Annotated in this window: 20 protein-coding genes and 3 pseudogenes; 10 read left to right on the plus strand and 13 right to left on the minus strand. The window is 49.4% G+C overall.

Going from position 1 to position 22783, the window contains the following annotated elements; translation table 11 throughout:
• Positions 1-110: 110 nt before the first annotated feature.
• Entirely contained in the window at positions 111-1679 is a 1569-nt protein-coding gene (locus tag P4D80_RS14020; protein ID WP_421654621.1) for a hydroxysqualene dehydroxylase, read from the minus strand.
• A 367-nt stretch (positions 1680-2046) separates the two neighbouring features.
• Between P4D80_RS14020 and P4D80_RS14025 the strand changes: the two genes are divergently transcribed.
• Positions 2047-3444, plus strand: a complete 1398-nt coding sequence (locus P4D80_RS14025) for an SGNH/GDSL hydrolase family protein (protein WP_421654622.1) — start codon at positions 2047-2049, stop codon at positions 3442-3444.
• A 223-nt stretch (positions 3445-3667) separates the two neighbouring features.
• Here the strand turns inward: P4D80_RS14025 and P4D80_RS14030 are convergent, their stop codons facing one another.
• Positions 3668-4225 carry a DoxX family protein gene (locus P4D80_RS14030; RefSeq protein ID WP_421654623.1) on the minus strand — a complete coding sequence of 186 codons (558 nt, stop codon included), beginning with the start codon at positions 4223-4225 and terminating at the stop codon, positions 3668-3670.
• 100 nt (positions 4226-4325) lie between these two features.
• On the opposite strand from P4D80_RS14030, the gene P4D80_RS14035 reads away from it, so the two are divergent.
• Entirely contained in the window at positions 4326-5111 is a 786-nt protein-coding gene (locus P4D80_RS14035) for an SDR family NAD(P)-dependent oxidoreductase (RefSeq protein ID WP_421654624.1), read from the plus strand.
• Between the two features lie 200 nt (positions 5112-5311).
• On the opposite strand, the pseudogene P4D80_RS14040 reads toward P4D80_RS14035, so the two are convergent.
• From P4D80_RS14040 to P4D80_RS14055, 4 genes and pseudogenes are all read right to left on the minus strand, one after another.
• Positions 5312-5428: pseudogene (locus P4D80_RS14040) on the minus strand (PRC-barrel domain-containing protein); the annotation flags it as partial.
• 236 nt (positions 5429-5664) lie between these two features.
• The gene (locus P4D80_RS14045; protein WP_421654625.1) at positions 5665-5841 is read right to left on the minus strand and encodes a hypothetical protein; all 177 of its coding nucleotides are present in this window, start codon (positions 5839-5841) and stop codon (positions 5665-5667) included.
• Positions 5842-5877: 36 nt separating this feature from the next.
• On the minus strand, positions 5878-6051 hold the full coding sequence (locus P4D80_RS14050; RefSeq protein ID WP_421654626.1) for a hypothetical protein: 174 nt from the start codon (positions 6049-6051) through the stop codon (positions 5878-5880).
• A gap of 6 nt (positions 6052-6057) precedes the next feature.
• Positions 6058-7434, minus strand: a pseudogene (locus P4D80_RS14055) (AAA-like domain-containing protein).
• A 668-nt stretch (positions 7435-8102) separates the two neighbouring features.
• On the opposite strand from P4D80_RS14055, the gene P4D80_RS14060 reads away from it, so the two are divergent.
• The 6 genes and pseudogenes from P4D80_RS14060 to P4D80_RS14085 all read left to right on the plus strand — a co-directional run bounded on the left by P4D80_RS14060 (position 8103) and on the right by P4D80_RS14085 (position 13780).
• On the plus strand, positions 8103-8741 hold the full coding sequence (locus P4D80_RS14060; RefSeq protein WP_421654627.1) for a hypothetical protein: 639 nt from the start codon (positions 8103-8105) through the stop codon (positions 8739-8741).
• A 171-nt stretch (positions 8742-8912) separates the two neighbouring features.
• Entirely contained in the window at positions 8913-9215 is a 303-nt protein-coding gene (locus P4D80_RS14065; RefSeq protein WP_421654628.1) for a hypothetical protein, read from the plus strand.
• Positions 9193-9756, plus strand: a complete 564-nt coding sequence (locus P4D80_RS14070; RefSeq protein ID WP_421654629.1) for a hypothetical protein — start codon at positions 9193-9195, stop codon at positions 9754-9756. The genes P4D80_RS14065 and P4D80_RS14070 overlap by 23 nt, the downstream gene beginning before the upstream one ends.
• Positions 9757-9795: 39 nt before the next feature.
• On the plus strand, positions 9796-10128 hold the full coding sequence (locus P4D80_RS14075; RefSeq protein WP_421654630.1) for a phospholipid-binding protein: 333 nt from the start codon (positions 9796-9798) through the stop codon (positions 10126-10128).
• A 796-nt stretch (positions 10129-10924) separates the two neighbouring features.
• Positions 10925-12361, plus strand: a pseudogene (locus P4D80_RS14080) (amidase family protein).
• A gap of 156 nt (positions 12362-12517) precedes the next feature.
• The gene (locus tag P4D80_RS14085) at positions 12518-13780 is read left to right on the plus strand and encodes a PrsW family intramembrane metalloprotease (protein WP_421654631.1); all 1263 of its coding nucleotides are present in this window, start codon (positions 12518-12520) and stop codon (positions 13778-13780) included.
• A gap of 153 nt (positions 13781-13933) precedes the next feature.
• Here P4D80_RS14085 and P4D80_RS14090 read toward each other — a convergent pair whose 3' ends face one another.
• Entirely contained in the window at positions 13934-14170 is a 237-nt protein-coding gene (locus P4D80_RS14090; protein WP_421654632.1) for a hypothetical protein, read from the minus strand.
• A 318-nt stretch (positions 14171-14488) separates the two neighbouring features.
• Positions 14489-14692: a hypothetical protein gene (locus P4D80_RS14095; RefSeq protein WP_421654633.1), complete on the minus strand. Its 204-nt coding sequence runs from the start codon at positions 14690-14692 to the stop codon at positions 14489-14491.
• Positions 14693-14930: 238 nt separating this feature from the next.
• Here P4D80_RS14095 and P4D80_RS14100 point away from each other — a divergent pair, with 238 nt between their 5' ends.
• Positions 14931-15260, plus strand: a complete 330-nt coding sequence (locus tag P4D80_RS14100) for a hypothetical protein (protein ID WP_421654634.1) — start codon at positions 14931-14933, stop codon at positions 15258-15260.
• A gap of 92 nt (positions 15261-15352) precedes the next feature.
• Here the strand turns inward: P4D80_RS14100 and P4D80_RS14105 are convergent, their stop codons facing one another.
• The 4 genes from P4D80_RS14105 to P4D80_RS14120 form a co-directional block, all read right to left on the minus strand.
• Positions 15353-16000, minus strand: coding sequence for a tyrosine-type recombinase/integrase (locus P4D80_RS14105; protein WP_421654635.1), 648 nt, complete (start codon positions 15998-16000; stop codon positions 15353-15355).
• A gap of 193 nt (positions 16001-16193) precedes the next feature.
• Positions 16194-16550, minus strand: a complete 357-nt coding sequence (locus P4D80_RS14110) for a hypothetical protein (protein WP_421654636.1) — start codon at positions 16548-16550, stop codon at positions 16194-16196.
• A gap of 67 nt (positions 16551-16617) precedes the next feature.
• Positions 16618-17253, minus strand: coding sequence for a transposase (locus tag P4D80_RS14115; protein ID WP_421654637.1), 636 nt, complete (start codon positions 17251-17253; stop codon positions 16618-16620).
• A 439-nt stretch (positions 17254-17692) separates the two neighbouring features.
• Positions 17693-19576: a protein kinase domain-containing protein gene (locus P4D80_RS14120; protein WP_421654638.1), complete on the minus strand. Its 1884-nt coding sequence runs from the start codon at positions 19574-19576 to the stop codon at positions 17693-17695.
• A 210-nt stretch (positions 19577-19786) separates the two neighbouring features.
• Between P4D80_RS14120 and P4D80_RS14125 the strand changes: the two genes are divergently transcribed.
• On the plus strand, positions 19787-22063 hold the full coding sequence (locus P4D80_RS14125; RefSeq protein WP_421654639.1) for an EAL domain-containing protein: 2277 nt from the start codon (positions 19787-19789) through the stop codon (positions 22061-22063).
• A gap of 48 nt (positions 22064-22111) precedes the next feature.
• Here the strand turns inward: P4D80_RS14125 and P4D80_RS14130 are convergent, their stop codons facing one another.
• Positions 22112-22705, minus strand: coding sequence for a hypothetical protein (locus P4D80_RS14130; protein WP_421654640.1), 594 nt, complete (start codon positions 22703-22705; stop codon positions 22112-22114).
• Between the last annotated feature and the right edge of the window lie 78 nt (positions 22706-22783).

Raw genomic sequence — 22783 nt, forward strand, 5'->3', positions numbered from 1 at the left:
TTTCAAGGAGTTAGAACCCCGTTTCCAGAACACTCTCGTTTCGAGAAGTCAGAGCCTCGTTTCTAAAACACCCTCGGTGAGGTTTCTCTACTCTATCCCTCCTTCCACTCTCATGGTAGCCAGATATCAGGCAGGATACTGGCTGCAAATTGTCTCAGGGTTTGGTTGAGCGATCGCGCCACCTGAATATGTGCCTCATCAGGTTCAACCGGAATAATCGGAGCAGGCAATCCTTGTCCGAATTGGGCAATTACCCGGTTAGCCGCTTCCAGACCTGTGACATAAGCTTTTTCCTGCGACCAGGAGCCGTGGCGGTTAACAATCCAATCCCCGCTCATAAACAGATTTTGGATGCTTGTTTCTCCGGGCAGCATGAATGGGTAGCTTCCTGGTGCGAAATGGGTCACAGCCTTTGGTAACCGCACAACACTGCTATCCACCACCTTTGCTGTGCCAAATGCGGGAACACAGGTTGCCAGATCCCGCTGTACCTTGGCCACAATCTGCTCATCGTCCATCGGCAGCAATTGGTTGGCATGGTAAAAATCGGCTTCGATAACGCTGCCTGGCTCAGACTGCCATTCGTCATGGAGGGTATTCAGGTCAAAAAATGTCCAGCCGGTGGTGCGATCAAATCCAAAGCAGGCATTGGAGGGAAGGGGAACGGAAATTTTGCGATCGAACCATAACCGGGTAGCCAGCACATCGATCGCCCCCAAATTCATCAATTGACAAAATTCTGGGAACTGACGCAGATTTTTACTGGCACTGACAATTTTCTGCATCCCCGTCACGCCAACGGCAAAAATGACCGCATCCGCCTCAAACACGTCCTCTCCACAGACCACACCAGCGACAGAGGGAGTCACTTTTGAATTTTGAGTTTTGAACTTTGAGTTTTGACTGCTGCCTCCTGGCTCCTGGCTTCTCACCAGCACCTCTGTTACCCGTCGATTCGTCAACACCCGTCCGCCTGCCTGCTCAATTCGCTCAACCCAGGGGCGAAAAATCATCTCGCCTACTGTGCCGCGACACCAGACCACATCGAAATTGGGCTGGTGGGCCAGGATGAAGTAGTAGAGCATCCCTAGGGCAGCCGCGGCGGAACATTGTTCTCCAGGGGCAAACAGCCCGACCAGCAGCATGGGCTCAAAGGCATCCCGATAAAGGCGAGCAGAAACCCCATACTGTTTGAAGAGTTCGCGGGCCGTTACAGAGTCGTAGCGTCGCCAGGCCGCATCAGAATTGTCAAAGTCAATGAGCGCATACAGGAGGGGTAAGGCCGAGAAGCGATCGCTCAACGGCAATCGCTGAAAGCGAGGATACAGAAAGGTTCCCAGGGGAGTTGGCAATGGCAGTTCGTTCTGGAAAATGGGCGACTCCACCTCCAACCCGGCAGGGGAGTATTGGGCAGAACGGGTCCAATCGGTGAACGGTTGCAGGCCAAGCTCATCAACCAGAGAAAAAATATTGCGGTAAGGGTACCAGAAACCATGAATTCCAGCTTCAATTGAACGTCCCTGAGCCGTTTTCCACCCGGCAACGAGTCCTCCGGGATAGGCTCCCGCTTCCAGCAGAGTCACGTCATAGCCTTGCCTCGCCAGGTGGTAGGTAGCTCCCAGCCCGGCCCAGCCTGCCCCAACCACAATCACGCGTAGATGCTGTGAATCTTTTGCCATGAATTTGGATTCCAGATAAGTTCAATTTCTTGAACGGCAAGATGTTGATTCTGTCACTTCCTGGACGGCTTTTTATGGATAAACTCAAAAACCTAACATTTTTTGCGCTGTCCAAAATGGACATTTTAGTAGTAATATGCAGAACCTATCAGCGGTTGCCGTTAGAAATTCCCTTTGTTTTGAACACTTATCCCCTCTTGTTAAGGATTCAGAGTGCTTAATTGGAACCTGCATAGGCTTTTGAGCTTCTTGGTAAAAAGCATATTCTCTAAATGAAGTTTAAACTTGCCCCGAACAACTTTATTCCCTTGAGAAGGGTTTTGATGAAGCACTGAAAGTATTTAGTCGGTTGTTTGAGGAATCCCTGATGTTGAAATCTAGCCGCAGACCGTATCGCTCCAGCTACGGACTCAACAGGCGTAAGAAACGTCCTTTCCCGTGGCTCTGGGTCATTCTGGTCAGTATTCCTTTGGCCCTCCTTGTTCTGGAGTTACTGATGCGAGTGGTGACGGGGTTTACTGGCAAAGCGACGGAGCTAGAAGCTTATCAGGGAGAACCCCTCCCGATTACAGGCTATCGGCTGAAATTTCTCAATTCCTCTGGTGAGCCTTACGACGGACTACCCAACCAGGGACGGTTAGCCGTGAAACACAGCCCTCTGATGGGCTATCGGTTGGTCGGTAATCAGCAGAGCAATTTTTGGAAGATTAATGAGCAGGGGTTTCGGGCAGAGCAGGCGATCTCCCCCGAAAAAGCCAGCGATGAAGTGCGGATTTTTGTCCTGGGAGGCTCTACTGCCTTTGGGCAGATGAGCTCCAGCAACCAGACTACGTTTGCCAGTAAGCTGGAAATACTTCTAAATCAGCAGGTTGCCACGCAAAAAAGCAACCCCAAAAAGTTTCGCCCCAATGTATTGCCCTACTATGCCGACGAATTAGCCAAAGCCATGGCGCTGCCGCCGCGTATTCGGGAAAGCCGATATCGTGTGGTGAATGCAGCTGTTCCTGGTTTTATTTCCAGCAATGAATTGGCTCAGCTATCCCTGCAAGTGATGGCCTATAAGCCCGACTTTATTGTGCTGGTAAATGGCTACGGTGATCTGCTGGTGCCCAGTACGCAGGAAGGGGCTGATATTCCCGGTGCGGATACTTTACTCACCCATGCTCCCAGGCACTTCTTTGCCAATTTCAACCAATCCTTAAAGGATTGGATCTATCAGTTATACCTGGTTCGAGGATTTCAATACTGGGTGTTACGCCCCCATGATTCTCTCCAGCAATACATTCCACCAATGGACAACCAGAATACCCTGTCCCATCATCTTACAACCGATACCCAGGAGCTAGAGCGTCGGGCAACCCGTTACTATTACAACCTGCAACAGATCGCCCGGTTAACCACTTCAGCAAAAATTCCACTGATTCTGGCGTTGCAACCCGAAATCACAAGCCGGAATGCTAAGAACCTGTCTCCGAAAGAAAAGGAAATTTTAAGGCAGTTGGGTTCAACTTATCCGCAGCAGGTGAAAACGGGCTATGGTAAACTTCAGGGCTCGATTGAACAGGTGAAGAAGGAGTTTCCCAAAGGGGTGGTGACGCTCAATCTGAATGATGCTTACTCTGGCTTTGCAGGTGAGGCGTTTCAGGATACGATTCACCTCACCGATGAGGGGAATACAGTGCTGGCAGAGCGTCTGTATGAGGCGATCGCGAAACAACTCCTGGTTCAACCCAGGCTATATAGTGGAACTGCTTCCCCTCCATGATGAATGAAGGTGGAAAGTTTTCGTCAGAGGTGCGATCGCCTCCTTAACTGATAGCAATTTGATTGTTAAATGCGACAGATTAAAGATTTGAGAAGCCAGAAGCCGGGACCAGAAGTCAAATTTATTCTGCCTCCTGGTTTTTAGCTTCTTCCATTAAGGTATCTGTCGTCAAAATTCAAAATTGTTTAAACCGGTATGAGATGTAGAGCCAATCTTCACTTGACTAGCGAATGCCAATATCAATAGCATCCTTTTCTGCATCCTTTTCTGCGCTGGACGCCTGAAAAGCCCGCTCTAAACGCATCAGACGCTTTGCTTGTGCAGAGAGAGCATTGGCATCCAGCCAGTTAGCGATTAGGGCATCGGTAGAGAACAATCCGGCACCATTGATGGCAAACAGAAGAAAACAAGCCGCGTAGATAGCAGACAATTCTAGGTAGGGCAGGTTTAAGCCTGAAACCAGAATGTGGTGGTACATCGCAACACTCATTGTTCCAAACAAGCCCAAAGCGGCTGGCCGAGTCAAAAATCCGATCGCCACCAGCGGCGCGCCCACCATTTCGGTCAGTGCCGCCACATAACTGAAAAAGAGCGGAAAGGGGAGCCCAATTACCTCAACGTAGGCTTGCGAAAAGCTTTCAATGTTACCCAACTTATCTAACCCGTTGTGAATCATCATGATGCCCACAACCGCCCGCAGAATTGCCCAAGTTGTTTGAGACCAGAAATTGGGATTGAGATTGGGTTTGAAGAGAGCCGTCAAAAAAGTAGAAGCAGTCATTGTTCCAGCCTGAATAGAAGTGATTTCAAAAGTTCCTATTAAAAAATCTAACTAATTTCTTTAAGATCTGTAAAGGAATTTTAATTGAATTTGGCTTTCAATGACAGTATTTGAGGGAACTGACCCGATTAACGGACTGGTTGTTGGCGGAGGACAGGGAATCGGATTGGGATTTGTTCAACATCTGTTGGCAGACGATCGCTTACCAGAAGGTTGGCCACCCATTGGCCGCATCTATGCCACTTACCGAACCCCCTCCGCCAATCTGGAAGCATTGGTGGCTCAACATCCAGAACGACTGGGTTTAATTCCTATGGATGTCACAGATGAGGCACAAATTGCTCAAGGGATAGCTCAACTGCAAGCTCAAGTTGGGCGATTGCATCTGGTGTTATATTGCGTCGGTTTCCTTCACGAGGGCGAGATTCAACCAGAGAAAAGTTTGCAGCAGCTTCAGGCCGATCACCTGTTGCGCTATTTCCAGGTCAATAGCATTGGGGCAGTGTTGTTAGCGAAACACATTCTGCCACTACTCAAACATAGCGATCGCAGCGTATTTGCCAGTATTTCTGCAAAAGTGGGCAGCATTGGCGATAACCAGTTAGGCGGCTGGTATGGTTATCGTGCCTCAAAAGCAGCGCTCAATATGTTGATGCGCACAGTGGCAATTGAATACACTCGCAAAAGTCCCAAAACTACCGTGGTGATGCTTCATCCTGGCACGACCGACACTCGTCTATCAAAACCATTTCAACGGAATGTTCCTTCAGAAAAGCTATTTTCGGTGGAACGAACTGTGACCCAGTTGTTAAAGGTAATTGAACATCTACGGCCAGAAGATAACGGACAGTTTTTCTCCTGGGATGGCAGTCGATTACCGTGGTAAGCGATCGCACCTGTCCCTGGGGAATCAAAAGCCAAAAACCAGTGGGCAGTTTTTGACTCAAAAGTGCCCTTAAAAACGGTTAGTATCACCCTTTCTTCATAGTTGTGATCGATTTTCAGACTGTCATTGAATTCAGACAGGTTTTCAGTCTGTTCTTTAGTAAATCCCAGAGCCCGCATGTGTCGCCCATCGTTATCGATTTGAATCCGTCCTACGGGAAGCATGACTTTTTTGCCAAATCCCCACAATCCTGAATTAACAATGAAGTAATGGAACTGCCCATGCTCATCCACTAACAAATGGTAGACAGAGCCAATTTTTCGTTGTTGATATCTGAATAGATAGACCTCAAGAGGTAATGATGAGTGGCACTAACCGCCATTATTTCAAACTGAAAAATCATTATGATTTGGGCAATACCAACATTCTTTCAACAAACTGAGCAACCCTGCTTGACTGACAAAACTAAGAAGCTGGAAAGCGACTGAGGACAGTAAATTCACGCTTAAAGGAATCATTCTGTTGTTGCTTGGATGCAATGGCAGGTTGAGGGTCAGGCAGACTTGAGAGAAACAACCGTTAAGCACTGGATCGGAGGCAAATCAGAATGGTTATTAAACCATTCACGGTAATTGACTTTTCCCAGGAGTTGAAAACTTTGAAGCAGGCTGACCATCATGCCGCGATACCACTGCTGGGGAGTGAGGAGATCGCTGCCCAGGCGAGTCATATCCAAATACGCACACTGCGCCCCCTCATCCTGAAGTTACTGTTTCACCCGCACCAGCAAGGACGACTTGCCCATCTGACGAGCGTTGAACACATAACAAAATTCACCCGCTTGCAATGCCTGATACAGATCCCAGTCTGCCTGCCGCACGATATAGGTCGGCGCATCCGCCTGCAAGCATCCACCGACTTTATAGCGAAACGAGTTCATAGGGCGCTATGCGTTAAATAAATACGTTTGAAAATACTCCTGGTAGAGTTTGCAACTCAACTGCCAGCCATTGGGGGTCGGCTGAATCAATCCCAGTCCCTCTAATTTATAAGCCAGAATGGGATCTAGCCTGATTTTGGGGCACTCATCCGCCGAGTTTATTGCGTCATTGCAGACGAGTGCCTGGATCTGTTCTATCCATTGCGGATTCGTATTAATTTGCGCCAGTAATCGTTGTAAATGATTCCGATAAATGCCTCCCGATGAAGCTACCGATCTCAGTAATTCATCCGCCGACATGCCTTGATGCAGATGGTAAAACGCCAGATTAATTAAGGTGGGGTTACCACCAAGTAAATCCAGCAGGCGATCGCAATCCGCATCCTCCCAGATTACGGCGTATGCCTGGGCAAGTGCCTCCACTTGTTCGCGGGTAAACGGTGGAAGGGTTAAGGGCAACCCCACATTAAACGGCGATTGATTGATGTCGAGGGGTAAGTAAGCGTCAGTAGAATAGGAAACGACCAATCGGAGCCGTTTCCAGACTTCATCATGCTGTGCCTCTTCATGCCACGACCGCAGCAGAGGTAATAAACTTCTGGCAGTCTCAGAATGTTCAAAGACTCGTTCTACTTCATTAAATACCAGCACCAGTGGACGATCCAAACCGGACAAAATGGCTTCCCACACGTACAAGGTGGTGCTGAGTTTGCTCCCTAGCAAATCATCCCAGTACTGATCGAGACTCGTTTCATACTCCAATTTTCGACACAACACAACACAAAACCAGCGCAAAAAGGCATGGGACTGGCTCAAGGTTTCGGTATCGGCTTGTTGAAGATCAATGGCAACAGTGTTGTAACCGTGTTGTTTCGCCTAGTGTAATAACCGCAACAGCAAAGACGTTTTCCCAAACCCACTGGGGGCTTTAATCCGAATCACACAACCGGGTTGCAAAATTTCCTGCAAGGCGCGATCGTCTACCTCTGGGCGGTGAATGTAGTACTCAGAACCCAGCGGAACAGGACCACTCGGGTAAGGCATCGACAATGAACTGGAGGTTGGCTCTCCCCAGGGTTGAGATGGAGTGACTTCCGTATCCTCTGGACACTGTTGCAAGTCGCTCTCCAGAAGATCGAGCTTAAATGCGCTAAATAATAGGTGAAGCGTGCGGCGATCGACTCCAGATCGAGATGACCACAAGCGACTGAGGGTACTGGTGGAAATGCCGCAGCGTTGACTCAGCTCTTCCGCCGTAAACCGCTTTCCCTCGTTTTCAGTGGCTTCTGCTGATTGAATCGCCTGACTCAGTCGCCGCAATCCGCTGGCAGTCAGTGCAACGCCACGTTTCCGTTTGGCAGGAGAGTGAGGGTTGGCATTCATGGGCTGAGACAGGGGGATGTCTGCTAGGGATAAGACCGAACAGGAACCAGGGAATCATTAAAAGAATTTTAACCAGAATCGTTCTGTTATCTGAATGACCGGAATCTTGCCATTGCACCCGTCCCCTAACTGACTTAATTGATGGGTTCCTAAACACCCAAATGGACTGTCTTCGGTTAACTTCAACATTTCGTTTAGGGACCATCCTGAAAAATTAAAGATTTTCTTTAAGATCATTTAATTAGTTTATTTTCAGATATTTGATTTCAAGTCAGCCCTTTAATTCATTTTTCTGGCTTAACTGAGTCAATGGTTTACTTGGTTCTAAAACCCCGCTTGCTATCTGACTTAAGTGACCTTAAACCATTAAATTCCGGGATTGGCACATAAGATTTTGTTCAAATATTAGTTTATAATACACTTTGTCAATCCATCATGAGATGTGAGTCTGATTCCACTGCCGCGGTTAAAAACTGGGTGTTGATTTACACTCCTAACTTCTAGAGCTGGTAAGAACAGATGGAATTTGGGTTTTCAGTTTTGTTATCTCTAAAGTTGGCTTCAGATTATCCATCAAATTCTGCCAGGACAGGCAGAGTCAGTGGGGGCAGCACCTTGCAAGTTCATGATTCTTCGGTTGTATTTTCCTCTCCTTACAATGATTTCTTATGATGAATGTTTCAAGATCTTTTTTAGCCGCTACTCTCGCGATCTCCTCGCTTAGTCTTGCCGTCAGTGCCAAAGCCGACACGGTACAAGCTCGCTGTGATGTTTATCCCAAAGGGAGCGATCTCGCTACTTATTCGGGGGCTTGCACCTTTTCACAGCGTCAGGGGGCAGTTGGGATTCAGTTGCAAAATGGCAAGCGCTATGATCTGGTTCCAGTAGGCAATAATCCTGGAAACTATCGCGATCAAAATGGCAAAGCGGCTTATCGACAGGCGGGATTGGGTGACCAGGGGCAAATCTTCCGCCTCGCCAACGAGTCTATCTTTGTTTATTGGGATTCGGCACCCTATACTCAGCAGAGTGCTCAGCCTGCGACCACCACGACGGCAAAATCGCCCACCCCGCTCACTTATATGACACCCCAAGGGTCTAATGTGATCATGACCCAAATCACCGAAGGGGAATTCAAATTTCGGGGACCCTTAATCAGAACCTCTGGCAACAAGTTTGTTGGAGAAGACCGTCAAGTGCGGGTGATGTACGACAAAGACACCAGCCGCGTGGTCGTGATTAACAAGGTCACGGGCACAGAATTTTACAACTACTTCTTTTCCACTGCCAACGAAGGGAAGTTATAAACTCTGGTTCTAAGTTGCAGCATTTTATACCTCAGATCTCTGACTCTTGTAAAAGTTGGAGATCTGAATTGTGCATCATTGTTTTTGCTGATAGCGGCAACTAAGGGCTTCATGTGAAACGGTTGCGGGTTATGGACTGATGGTTAATTTTTTGAGGAGTTTGATAGTTTGATGAACTTAAAATCTGTGGTTGGAACTAGCGCGATCGCAGCCGTCTCGCTTCTGATCGTCTCTCCTGCGATCGCTCAATCGGTGTCTTCTACAACCCGAAATGCCTGTATTCAAAGAACGGCGGAAAAGATGGTCGTTGCAACTCGCGATGTAATGTTCGTGAGCGCGGGTCCTGTTAGTGCTGAAAGTGGTGCCAGAACGCTGTTCACGCGGAACAGCCAAACTGGGCAAACGGCAGAATGTCGAATCAATACGATTGATAATACTGTGTTGTACTGTGTTGTCCGTCACCCTGGGTGGTAATGCTGGCGGCAATAGTGGCAGCACTACTACGGGTCAGGATCCAGAATTTTGGGTAGCAAAAAACCAAACCAGATTCAGAGAGAAGCCGGGAATTTTCTCTAAAGTCGTTAAGGGTAACGTGCCCAAAGGGACGGTTTTGCAGAACCTGGGTTGTCAGTCTACGCGCACACCAACCTGGTGTGAGGTGACCTATCGGGATAATCCGCAATTTAAAGGCTGGGTATTTTCTTCCGATATCGAACCTTATCGAGCCGCCACCACCCGACCCACCACCCCCTCTAACCCGCCCCCATCTAACACCACTGCCCAAGCGGGTGATCCCGTACCGGGATTGAACGATCTGGTGGGTGCTAGAGCCGGACAGGCGGAACAGGCGGTCATCCAACGGGGTTATGAATTGCGCAATAGCAGACAGGTTGCCGACAGCAGTGTCACCTACTGGATGGAGCGAGGCACCGGAAACTGCGTCGCCATTCGGACGACCGAGGGGCGCTATGGGGCGATCGTCTACACCGCAGACCGAGACTGTAACCGTCGGTAGTCCTTGCCTAATCTTTATTTACTTTCAGGAGACATCGTTATGGGCTTTTTAAGCAAATTGTTTGGCAAAAAAGAAGAGGAAAAAGCGGCGGCTGCACCTCAAGTTTCTGTGCAGGAAGCAACCAAAAACTCGATCCCACCAGAAAAGGTCGGTCTAGATGGCAACTTTGATGAGAGCGGTCTGGCCAAGCGGGTCGCTAAAGCGCTAGATGATGCCAACATTTCCGATCATGTGGGTCTGTGGGTTGCCCAGACTGGCAGTGTCGTGGTGTTGAAATACAATCCGGATGCGGAAGGGGTCTTGGCCCAAGCGAAACAGGTTGCAAGCTCGGTAGAAGGCGCAACGGAAGTGCAAACAGTGCCAAATTCTTAGGAATTAGGAGATTTCTGCCAAAGACGTTACCCGTGAAGGGGCGAGTGAATACTCGCCCTTACCGCTGAAATTTGAGTTACGCGGTAAGTTATTTCTTGGAAATCACCTAAGACTTTCATCAGTTTGATCTTTTTTGTACAGGCGAGCTATCGCTTGTACAAAAGCAAAATGATTAATCTAATTTAATCCGCCTCCCTTAGTGCTTGATTAGTTGATTATTAATTTATTGACTGTTGATCAATTAGTTAATTCAAGAGCCACTTGATTGAGTCTGAATTGAGTCGGGAAAAACAATTTTTCATCAGTTTTGATTATCCTTGGATAAGATGCAACTCGATTCCTCAGATGATTTCTTCACAGTTTATCAGACGATAACCAAGATTGTTCTGCAAGCCGGGTACAATGGCTTTTGTTGTGTCCGCGTTATTTGTACAACTCTATCTTACGAAAATGCTAAAGGTCTAGCTCAATTGGCTGCGAAGATGAATCGTCTGCCGCTAGTTGATTATGTGAGCCGCGTGATATGACGATGAAACGTGTGAAATCTTTCTTGTTGATTTCCCTGGCTGCGATCGCCCTTACCTTGACGACCCAGGTTCACTCCGTCCCGCCCCCGCCGGAAGGACCAGCCCGGAGCTACCCCACCGAGTTTCCCATCTCCGAACCCAATTACACCAGTAAACGACTCCGCGATTTCAGCCCGTTTGACTCTGCCCTGGCAAAGTTCTCCTCGGAGCGGCGCAGGGTGCTGGATGGAAAACTGCTGGAAGCCACCGTGCCCAAGTTGCAGGAGCTCATGCAGCAGGGAGAGGTGACTGCCGAAGAACTGGTGGTCTATTACGTCGATCGCATCTGCCGCTATGACGTGAACCAGTTGAATTCGGTGATGGAGCTAAACCCAGAGGAACTGGCGATCTCCCGCAAGCTGGACGAGGAGCGGAAACAGGGCAACCTGTGGGGTGCAATGCATGGCATTCCCGTGTTGATTAAAGACAACATCATTACGGGCGATCGCATGCACACCACAGCGGGGGCTGCTGTACTCAGGAACTGGCGGGGCGATCGAGATGCTCAGTTAGTCAAAAACCTGCGGAATGCGGGAGCCGTGATTCTGGGTAAAGCCAATCTGTCGGAATGGGCGAACTACGTAGATCCCGCCATGCCCAGTGGGTTTAGCGCCCTGGGATGACAGACCCGTCATCCCTACGGGCCCTTTGATCCCCTCGGCTCCAGTTCCGGTTTGGCGGTGTCCGTGGCGGCTAATTTGACCGCAGTCAGTGTCGGCAGTGAGACACAGGGTTCGATTGTGGCACCTGCTGCCACCAATGGGGTAGTCGGGCTGAAACCCACCCACGGGCTGGTCAGCGGAGATCGCGTCATTCCCCTGGTGGATTGGATGGACGTGCCGGGACCACTGGGGCGGACTGTGGTCGATGTGGCGACGGTGCTGACGGCGCTTACGAACACCGCTGAGGGGGCTGAAGAAAATCCTGATCCCGCCGTGGCAAAACTGCAAGGCACCGACTTCACCCGATTTTTGAACTTGGAGACCGCCCGACAACGGCGGGTGGGCATTGCGATTTATCCCGATACGTTTCTAGCGACGTTGCAACAGGCGATCGCCAATCCTCCCCCCGACTTGTCCGTCGAGCAGGTGCGGAAAGCGTTGAACACACTCAAGGCGCAGAATCAAGCCGCGCAACGAGCGATCGCCACCTTCACCCAGCAGCAAATTCCCTTTGTGGAAATTGATGGGAGAATGGTGCCTCCGCCACCCGACGGTAATGAAGCTCTCCGGCTTGGCTTCAAAGCGTCTCTCAATGCTTTTCTAGCGACACTACCCCGTCCCCCGATTCCCGCCCTGATTGATGTGCTTGCGTTCAACTATGCTGACCCTGACAACCGGATTCCCTATGGGCAGAGGCATCTCCAAATTTCTGTACGAGCCGATAGCCCCTCAGCGGAGTACACAAAGCTGCGCCAAATACATCAAACCAACTCCCGCAAGATTCTCGACCTGTTCTTTACCTCAGCAAAAATCGACGTGCTAATCGCACCAACTCAGATTTACGCGGCAGCAGGCTATCCGGCGATGACTGTCCCGATCGGAGTCTCAGAAGCGGGGGAGCCACAGGGTGTGACGTTGATCGGCAAACACCTGGGTGAACCGGATTTGCTGGCAGTGGGCTATGCGATCGAGCAGGGACTCGGGCACGTCAGGCTCCGAATTTAGAGACCACGCTGGCAACTTTTAGGCGGTTAAATCATGCCGTTCCAAAAAGCCCGTAGCATTGCAGGTTTGATGTTTGGTTGAGGGCACATTGCCTCGTTCGATCAATTGCCGATTTTAGCTTGACCACACCATTGAAATTACTCCCCCGAAGCATCTATGACATCATCTGAGATCAAACGAATTCTCTATGGGTCGCCGTTAGCCCAACCCCGCACTGCGAAATTCACGATCGCAGTATTACTCGTCTTGGTATTAATCAGTAGCTATACGTTGTTCACCTCGTTTCAGGAAAAAGTCACCTCACCGGCTGGGTTACAAGTGTTGGCGACTGCCTTTTTTTGGTCAGCTCTATTTTCTACAGGAACGATCGTCATTCTCTGGTTCCTGGATCGGCGCGAACCTGAATCTCGCTGGCTTTATGCCATTGCTTTTTTATGGGGTGCATTCATTGCCACGGGTATTGCTCTCCCGTTTAACCAGATCATCATCTCTACCATTGCGGATTGGGTCAACGCCCATCCAGCTGTGAAAGACTACTTGGGAGCCAACGCTGGCTTCAAAATTGCCGCTCCGATCGCGGGTCCACTCGTGGAAGAGATCACCAAAGGGGCAGGCGTGTTGCTGTTGTTTATGCTGCTGAAATCCGAGTTTGACGATGCCCGCGATGGCTTTATCTATGGTGCCTTGATTGGGGCAGGGTTCAACTTTCTCGAATCGGTGCATTACATCGTCAGTGAGTATGCCAAGTGGGGTTATGCCCCCTGGCTGCTCCATATTGGCGGACGGCACGCTTTGTTTGGCTTGACTGGGCACGCACTCTACACCGGAATTTTTGGTCTCTTTTTGGGGTGGTCTCGGCAAACTACGCGCACCTGGTGGCGTTACTTGGCTCCTATGGTGGGCTGGTTGTTGGGCTTCTCGGCTCACTTCTCGCAGAATATAGGGATGTTGCTGGGGGTGTTGGAGCAACGGGCATCTGGCGCGGCAGTGTCAGCAGTGGAAACCCCACCCCCTGGACTAAACCCTGACGGGGTGCCTTTTTGGATCAATTGGGTATTCATTAGTGGCGCTTATGTTGTCAAGTTTTGGCTATTTTTGCTGCTGGTCGGGTTCTTGCTGTGGCGTAGTGGGGTCTGGGAGCGACGCGTGATTCGCGAAGAATTGGCAGATGAGTCGGAACCCGTGATTACGTCGGCAGAATACGAAGGCGTGAAGCGCGATCGCATCTTCAAAACCCGCCGTATTCCGGGCTACGATCGCCGCACCTCTACCGCGATCGTCAGAGCACAGAATGAACTGGCGTTTCGCAAATGGCGAGTGGAGCAGCAAGGGCAGGATGTGAATGCCGATGCACTGGTGGCATCCTGGCGGGATACATTAGGTCATTTGCGAGGCAGGCAAGAGGCAATCGCAGGATAAGACACAATCCTCTTAGGACAACCCTATCAAGGAGCGTGCATCATTCTCAAAACCTAAAGTTGCTGTCGTAGCTGCACTGATCTACACGACCGTGATGGGTGCTGCCATGCTTTATAGAACCCATTTGATACTTTATAGAACCCATTTGATATCTTAAGAAGGGGCTGAGAGCCTCTTCAGCATTAGCCGGATGAAGCAAAGATCGATTTCGGCCTTGGCGTGAGATAAAGTACGCTCAAAGTTCTTCGTCAAAATTTTGCAGCGTTCCATCCAGGCATTCGACCGTTCAATCACCCAGCGAGCAATGGCAGGAACAAATCCTGATTTTCCTTGCTCAGCTTTCTCTTGTTTAGAAGGCTTCGCCGAACGCTCAAATCGGATCTTTGTCATGATTTGAGGATATATCTTCTCCAACTCCTGAGTCAGGTAATCAGGGTGTATTAAATGTCAAGCGGGTTGGGCTCTTCCCAGCTTTTGGTGAAAATTGAGACGATCGCCAATTTTAGCTACGCAATATCAAAGCTTGTAGAACCCAGATCACCAAAAGCTGGGAAGAGCCCAGATTAATTGCCGCTCAACAGTAGTACAGCTTTGGACTACTGTTGGACTGCGTACTACTTGAAAATTGGTAGTACACCCGCTGTTTTTCCAGCTTTTTTAGAAGCTAGAAGCCTGATTCCATTGTTGCCTAGTTGCCGCGCGGAGCAGCTATTCATTGACTGTCTTTGGCTCTAGTTCAGCCAAAGTAGCTGGCATAAGAGACACGCTCCACCCATTGACGAGGCAGCCTAAAGCAAAGCTTTCATTGCTGAGAGAGGTGATCGCCTCCATCTCTTCTCCTTTTCCAACCCAAACCAGCAACCGAAACAACTTCAGATCTGAAACCAACACCACTTTGCCATCAACAACCAAGCAATCTCCTGTGGCGAGAGGATCTTAGCCTGGTTATGACGGTTGACTTTCACGGCTGAAGCAGTACGGGTGTTCAGCCAATTCTACATGAGGAAATAGCAATTTCTTAACCTTAACTAGGCCAAAGATCGCTCTTTTTGGGAAAAGAAGGAGCGATCTCGTTTGTGGAAGAGAATAGGCAATTGCCTCATCGAGGGTGGATCACTCTTTTGTTCTGGCGATAGAGTATTGATAAGTCGTGTTATCAACAACTCAGCGGCTTAACAGACAACAGCCAAGATTACCAAACTGTTGGGACAAGGGGTCGGTCTGTAGCCAGAGCGAGGCTGGGGCGATCGCGCTGCTGCATCACCAGTTGATTCAATCACTTCAATTTTGGGATGATGCACCAGGTTGGAGCGAAGCTGATGCAACAGTCCGGCTGTTCTTTCTCAGTTTGTTCAACTGGATTGAAGCGGGGACACTGTTAGCGGGTAAAAAAATTCCCCTGAACCCTGCATTCTTAGATGACTTCGGATCGCATTATTGTTCTACCCTGTTTAAGAGCTTAACCAACAATAGGAATTAAGCTGATTGCTCGGCTGTTTCTGCCTAGAACTTGACAGATCAAGATCTAGGCAGAAAGTAAAAGTTAACCTGGTGCCAGGTTCCTGGCTCAAGCTAAGGAACTATTTTGCTGCAAGATGCAGCATCACCTGTTTTCCTCGATGGGTCTTCAGGGTTTATTGGAAAAATCTTAAGCTGCGATTTGGGAATCTCAACAGGCTTGAGCTGGGCCATGGCATTTAAAGCAGGCTCCATCTTCTTACTAGAAGTGCAGCGGTCATAAAGCGTCTTCTGTGTTTTGCGACTGTGCTTCATCGCTAACGCTAACCCATCCATCACTGCATCCGAAGCTTCCTCCTCATACATGTAGGTTACCAACATATCTCTCACTAAATGGGGATTGGGGACTCGGCCCTCACCAAATAGAACAACGCTGGCTCTGTAAATGGCATGGCGGAAGAGGGTGTAGAGCGTCTCTCTGATCAATGGGTTACCATTCAGTTGGGTGAACACAAAATTATGGTTTGGGTTCAAAACTCCCCGCCAATGATTCAACCAAGCTTCCAATTCTGGATGGAGAAACTCCGGAATTGGTAAAACGTGCTGTCCATAAATTTTGCCAGTTTTATAATCGTCAGCCTCCAATTTGATATGAAACAAACCCTCTGGGTGAGGAGAAAAATTACCATTCCTGATCACGCCTCTAACCAGGGTTTTGCCCTCTACTAGTTCTCGGAAAGTTCGTTGCCGATCTGGTGGCACATAAGCCAAAAGGGCCGCGATCAAATAACGCTCATAACTGCGAGCGATCGCTCAGTTCGGGGTTCCCCATCTGAGGTAAGCAGGGCGCAATCTTTCTTTAAAAATTCCACACAGGCGAGATATTCTGGCCAATTTAGCCACTTTTTAGATTCATCAGCAACTGAGTGGGGAGCCTCCTGCTTGACTGACAAAACTAAGAAGCTGGAAAGCGACTGAGGACAGTAAATTCACGCTCAAAGGAATCATTCTGTTGTTGCTTGGATGCAATGGCAGGTTGAGGGTCAGGCAGACTTGAGAGAAACGGATACACCTGAATCTTCCATTGCTGGGTAATGGCAAGACGAATCCAATTCCAACCCAGCTTGAGATAACTCATCCCCCGGTTCCAGTGGGCATCGACTCGGCGGCCATTGCCTGAAGCAACGACCTGCACTCCCTGGAGCACCAGAAACAGTATTGTTAAAGCAATCACTCCGCACAACTGGGAAAGGGCAAACTGGTCACCCAGCCTGGAAGCTTCGAGATTAAATCCGTTGGACTTCAAATCCAAAACGACTCCTCCACACAAAACCGGAGTCGGTATTGAGCAAAGGTTGGCAAGTTCGTCGGTTCGTCGCTCACAATCGTCCAGTCCTCACCCCTTTGCTTGTCGTGAGCAAACGCCAGGTAACCTTGGGGTAGGGGTTTGTTCTGCCGACTGATACCGCCTCTGGGAAGTAAACCTGTCCGGGCTGTAACTGTATCGACGATACTTTGCGCCATTGGTCCTGGTGCTGAAACTGAAACGAACGTTGAATCCGAATCCGAAAATGCCAGCCCAGATTTTCCCGGAGGTATTTCATCAACTTCCCATCGGCAAACCCTCGGTCTGCCAAAAGGACAATGGCTACATCAGTGGGCAGGAGCCTTTGCGCTTGCCGCAACACCCTTTGAATCGTCCACAACCTGACGCTATTGCTAGATTGTGCCACTACTCGCCACGCCACAGGAACGGTTCTGCCCCGATACACCACGCCTACCCAGACGATGCAAAAACGATTCCATACGATGGTCGTGTCGAGGCTGAGGTACAATCGTTCACTGCTCCACTGGGACAAGGCGTGCCCGATGAGGCTGTGATGAGCCCTAACGACATGAATCCGTCGATTGGACAACCATCGACGAAACCGTCGTTGGTGCGACTGGGCAACTTGGGCACGGCTTCTGACATACACGCCAAACCCATTCAGATGCACGTTCTGACTCTGGATCATTCCGATGATCATCCAACACAGGGTTTGCAGGTGGCGGGCATCTTGCCAATGAATCTCACGTTGACTCTAATAGCGCGACAGCGCATCATAAAGACGAAAAGTCGGAGGCATTGATTTAATTGATTTGTGTGGTCACTCATCAGCTTAAATCAGGCTCTACTTCCCTCCTAGCTTTTATTTCATGTCCCTCTCATTTTGTCAGTCAACCAGCTGAGCAACCTCAAAAACTATGAAGCTGGTTGATTATCCTGTTGCGATCGCAGGAAAAACAACGTCAACTTTTACAAGCCGATCAGCATATTCGCCGATTGCATGATATAGCGGTAGTCATTGTGGTTAGGATGGGGTGCAGGGGTTCCACCCCCGGCTGGGGGCAAAGCCCCCATTCCTTCTTCTTACAATTAATTGGGTGGAGCTACTTGGTTGGGTTCGAACCGGATTAATATCCCAACTCTTCCCTTGCCTGTTGCCGTAAAGCACGGGCATTTGTAGCATTGGGCTGAATTTGCAGAGCTTTATCTAAAGATGAGATTGCCTGGTCAAACCGTCCCAGGTTCCACAGGGCTGCCCCCCGGATACTCCAGGCTTCGGCAGAGTTGCGGTTAAGGGCGATCGCCTGATCCAACGCATCAATTGCTTCCACTGATCGCCCCACTTCCTGAAGGGCACTGCCCCAATCTAACCAGGCAGCGGCAAAATCAGGTTTCAGAACCGTTGCCTCCTCAAACAGTCGCAAAGCCTCCAGGATTTGCTCTTGCTGTCGGAGTGCCTTTCCCTTACTCCACAGAGCCTCGGCATAATCGGGATTCAGGTCAAGGGCATCATTACAGGCAACAACTGCTGCATCTGGTTGTTTCAATCCATTCAGACTCTCACATTGTCCCCAGTAAGCCTGGGCATTATTGGGTTGCAGTTGAATCACCTGTTTGTAATGATTCAATGCCTGCTGATATTGCTTTTGTTGCCGCAGCCGCTCAGCCTCTTTCAGCAATGTGGCGGTTTTCTGTTCAGGAGAGAGGGGGAGAGTGGACGGAGAAACTGAAGGTTTGGGCGTCACTGAGCCCTTAAGAGATGAACGAGAGGGGACTTTGGGCGCTTCAGAAGGCTTTTGTACTGGATTCTGGACTAAATTGGGTTTGTTCAATAGCACAGCAACCCCTGCGATCGCTAAACCACTCACCAGGGCAACCCCTCGTCCAGGGAACTTTTCCAGCCATTTAAAGCCCTGCCCCTTGAGCATTGACCAGCCTGATTTCTGCCCCCCCTGCTTCTGATCTACCGCATGGACAGAAGAAATTTCTTCGCCATACATCAGCGTTTCAGCCTGTGGGTAGGTGGCCACCATATCACCCGTCAGATTGGTGGTGCCCATTTCCCTCTGAGTCGAGTCCGTTTCCAGCACCATTGATTTTGCCTGTTCTGCTGAGTCAGCATCGGCGGCCTTTGACGCCTCTACTAACGCAAGTAGCCTGGGTGGCAGGTTTTGTAGAGCTTCCAGGGCTTCGACGGCGGTTGGAAAGCGATCACGAAAGTCATAATAGACCATGTGATCGAGCACTTCGGCAAATTCAGGACTGACATTTGGGGCATGCACTCGCCAATCCAGTTCGCCGGTTGCCGCATCTTCATCCAGTTGTTTGGGTAACACCCCAGTCAATGCCTGAATTCCCACCATACCAATGGCATAGACATCACTACAAAAGCGAGGCTTACCCGCCAATTGCTCATTCGAGATATAACCATGGGTACCAACGGCGATGGTAGAATCAGCGATTTCAGAGTCGGGGTCTGCCATTTGCAAACTCACTTGCTTCACCGCCCCAAAGTCAATCAGCACCAGCCTGTTATCCTTCTGACGACGAATGAGATTGGCAGGCTTAATGTCGCGGTGAATCACATTTTGTTGATGGACAAACGCCATAATCTCCAGAATGTCGTAGATTAAAGCGATAACGCGCTCTTCTGCCCAGGGCTTACCCTTTACAATCTGCCAGGTGAGCGGTTCTCCTTCAATAAACTCCTGAACAAGATAAAATTCTTGATTTTCCTCAAAGTGGGCATACAGTGTTGGGATTTGGTCATGCTTCCCCAACTGATAAAGGACCCTCGCTTCCGTATCAAATAGGCGTCTTGCCGTTTTCAAATGCTTTGGATCGTGGGTCTTAGCCAGCAACCGCTTGACCACACAGCGAGGGCATCCTGGCAGGTGCAGATCCTGTGCCAGAAATGATTGACCAAACCCGCCAACCCCTAGCTGGTTAACAAGTTTGTACCGTTTACCAACGATACGGGTTGAATTGTCCTCTTCAAACAAGGGGTTCATTGCTCGGTTGATCCATTCCAGCTCTATAAGATAACGCGATAAACCTCTGATTAATATTCAGGTAGATGAAACTAAAGCTGCCCACGATAATTCTAATGATAGTGTTGAATAATACGCCGCTTGTGTTGCAATTGGGCAGAATTGTTGCTAATTTCCTTTGCGCTGGGCATTCTAAAAAAATGACCCCCAGCGAAATTTCCATGGTTTCAAATGGTTTTATTTCCCCAGAACGATCATCGATTCGCTAAAGCCATTGCTGAATTAGGGCAGCAGGCTTTCGTTGAAGCAAATCTCTCTTCGTTCCTGGATACTGTTGTCACAGGCGTTACTGACACTTTGAAGGTAGATTCCGTGGAAGTTCTGGAGACAGTTCCAGACGATGTGACATCAGAACCAGGGGAAAGAGCCGCAATCAATGGGGTAGAGCAGATAGCCATTGAGCCTGGATCGCAGGTGGAGTACCTCCTTCAAACCCTTGAGCCAGTAGTAATTGAAAACCTGGGGCAGGAAACCCGCTTCTTACCGGCTAAAAGGCTTCGCGATCGCGGCATTGTCAGCAGCCTCAGCGTATTGATTCCCAATGGAGCCAAACCGTCTGGCATTCTCAACATCTACTCCATGACCCAGCGCTGCTTCACGGAAGAAGAGATCTTATTTGTTCAAGCCGTTGCCAATCTGGTTGCAGCATCGCTTCAGCAACAGCAGGCAGAGGCTGCCAGGCAAACTCAGCGGGAGTTAGAAGCTGAGGTCCTCAGACTTAGCCGTGTGGAAGCGGTTCTGCGCCAGAGCGAAGAGCGCTATGCAGTCATTGCCAATGCCGCCAATGATGGCGTTTGGGACTGGAACCTAGAAACTAACGAAGTTTATTTCTCTTCTCGCTGGAAAGCCATGCTCGGCTATCAGGAGGGCGATGTTGGAAACCGGGTGGAGGATTGGTTCTATCGCCTGCATCCGGAGGACCGCGACCTGGTTAAGCAGGAGGTGAGGCGTCACTGTGAAGAGTTCACCTCCTGTTTTGAAAGCCAGTATCGCCTGTTACACCAAGATGGAACCTACCGTTGGATGCTGAGCCGGGGGTTGGCAATTCGAGACATTTCAGGAAAAGCTTACCGTTTAGTGGGCTCACAAACCGATATTACGGCTCACAAAATTGGTGAAGAGCAGCTACTCTTCAATGCTCTACACGATGGTTTAACGGGGTTAGCGAACCGCACGCTGTTTATGGAACGGCTACAGCATGCGATCGCCCTCTCGAAACGACATGGAACCTATCGGTTTGCGGTTGTTTTCCTGGATCTAGATCGGTTTAAGGTCATTAACGACAGCCTGGGGCACATTGCCGGAGATCAACTCCTGATTACAATTGCTCATCGCATCAAAGGATGCTTTCGTTCCAGCGACACCTGCGCTCGTCTGGGAGGAGACGAGTTTGCCATTTTGCTGGAATATGTTCAAGACGGCACAGAAGTCATCAAAGTAGTTGAACGAATGCAGCAGGTATTGAAAACGCCATTTGCCTTGAATGGACAGGAAATTTTTGCCAACGCCAGCATAGGTATTATTCTCAGCACCGCCAACTACGAAAAACCTGAGGATGTGATTCGAGATGCGGATACAGCAATGTATCGGGCTAAAGCAAAGGGGAGAGGGCGTTATGAAGTTTTTACTCAAGAAATGCACGAACATGCCGTATCGCTCTTGCAATTAGAAACCAACCTGCGAAAAGCCATTGAGCGGCAAGAATTCTTGGTGCACTACCAACCTGTTGTTGAGCTACGAACAGGCAAAATCACCGGGTTTGAGGCGCTGGTCCGCTGGCAACATCCTGAGCGGGGGTTAATTTCTCCGACTGAATTTATTCCGGTTGCTGAAGAAACAGGGCTGATCCTACCCATCGGTCAGTGGGTGCTGCACGAATCCTGTAAACAGATGAAGCTGTGGCAACAGCAATATCCCTTCAATCCGCCCTTAACAATTAGCGTTAACATTTCCCGGAGGCAGTTTTCCCAACCCGATCTGATTCAACAGATTGAGAAGATTTTGCAGGAAACCAGGCTGGAACCTCGCTGTTTGAAGCTAGAAATCACTGAGAGCGCCATTATGGAGGACACAGTTTTGGCAACCAATTTGATGAAGGAGATCAAGACGCTCGGTGTTCAGTTAGTGATGGATGACTTTGGGACGGGGTACTCTTCTTTAAGCCATCTTCACCTATTTCCAATTGATACGTTGAAGATCGATCCTTCTTTCGTGCACAAGGCAGACACAGACCTTGAGAAGGTCGAAATTATTCGCACAGTCATCTCGCTGGCATGGAATTTAGGGATTGATGTCGTGGCTGAGGGCATTGAAACGAAACGACAAATGTCTCAGCTCAAGTTGCTAAAGTGCGACCTGGCTCAGGGGTATTTATTTTCACGACCTTTAACGGGCGATGCAGCCACAGTCTTTCTGGAACAAGAGGCAGGTTTGGGTTCTCAACGCTGACACCAAGGCGCCTCTTTCCCATCACATTGCAAGTGCTAACTGTTCTGCTTACTCAGATTTCGACCGTCTCCGTCTTCTTGTTGTTGTAGAAGCCGTCGGCTTTTCAGATGATGATTTACGAGTACGGGTTAATCCTGCACGGGTCGTGCTTTCGGGTTGAGCATCGGCTGCAACCGATTTTCTTCTTCCTCGTCTTGGCTTGGTCGGGGCGGGCTCTACTCCATTAGTGGCGGTTTCTGTCAGTTCTGGGGTGGTGATCGCAGAAGATTTGGCTTCCGAATCATCTTCACCTTTTGCGTTATTGGAGGATGAAGATTGGTCCGCCGCCGCTGATTTAGTTGATCGCCGGGGCCGTCTGGTTGTGGTTTTGCCTGCCTGCCGCCGACCAGAAGGAGCATAATTTTTCAGCGTCAGAGCGCTAATTTTAATGCCCTTATCTGAGAGCATCTTGGCAACATCATCATAGCTGTAACCCTTTGCAAGGGCGGCTCTGATGGGTTCCCGCATCTGTTCAACGGCTTCTCGCAAGGATAGGTCTTCTTTAGTTTTTTCGGGTAAGTCTTGCAGGAAGGCAATCGCATGACCAACCGTTTCTTGTTTCACGAGAGTTGATTTAGGGCGCTTGCGTGTTGTTGCTGCCATCGGAGTTCACTTAGTGATGAAAAGTACTTGTTTAATTCTATGCTTTAAACTCCAAAGTGAAGCTGATTTTTAGTTGCT

This window comes from Leptothermofonsia sp. ETS-13, assembly GCF_049200465.1.
Lineage (GTDB): Bacteria > Cyanobacteriota > Cyanobacteriia > Leptolyngbyales > Leptolyngbyaceae > Leptothermofonsia.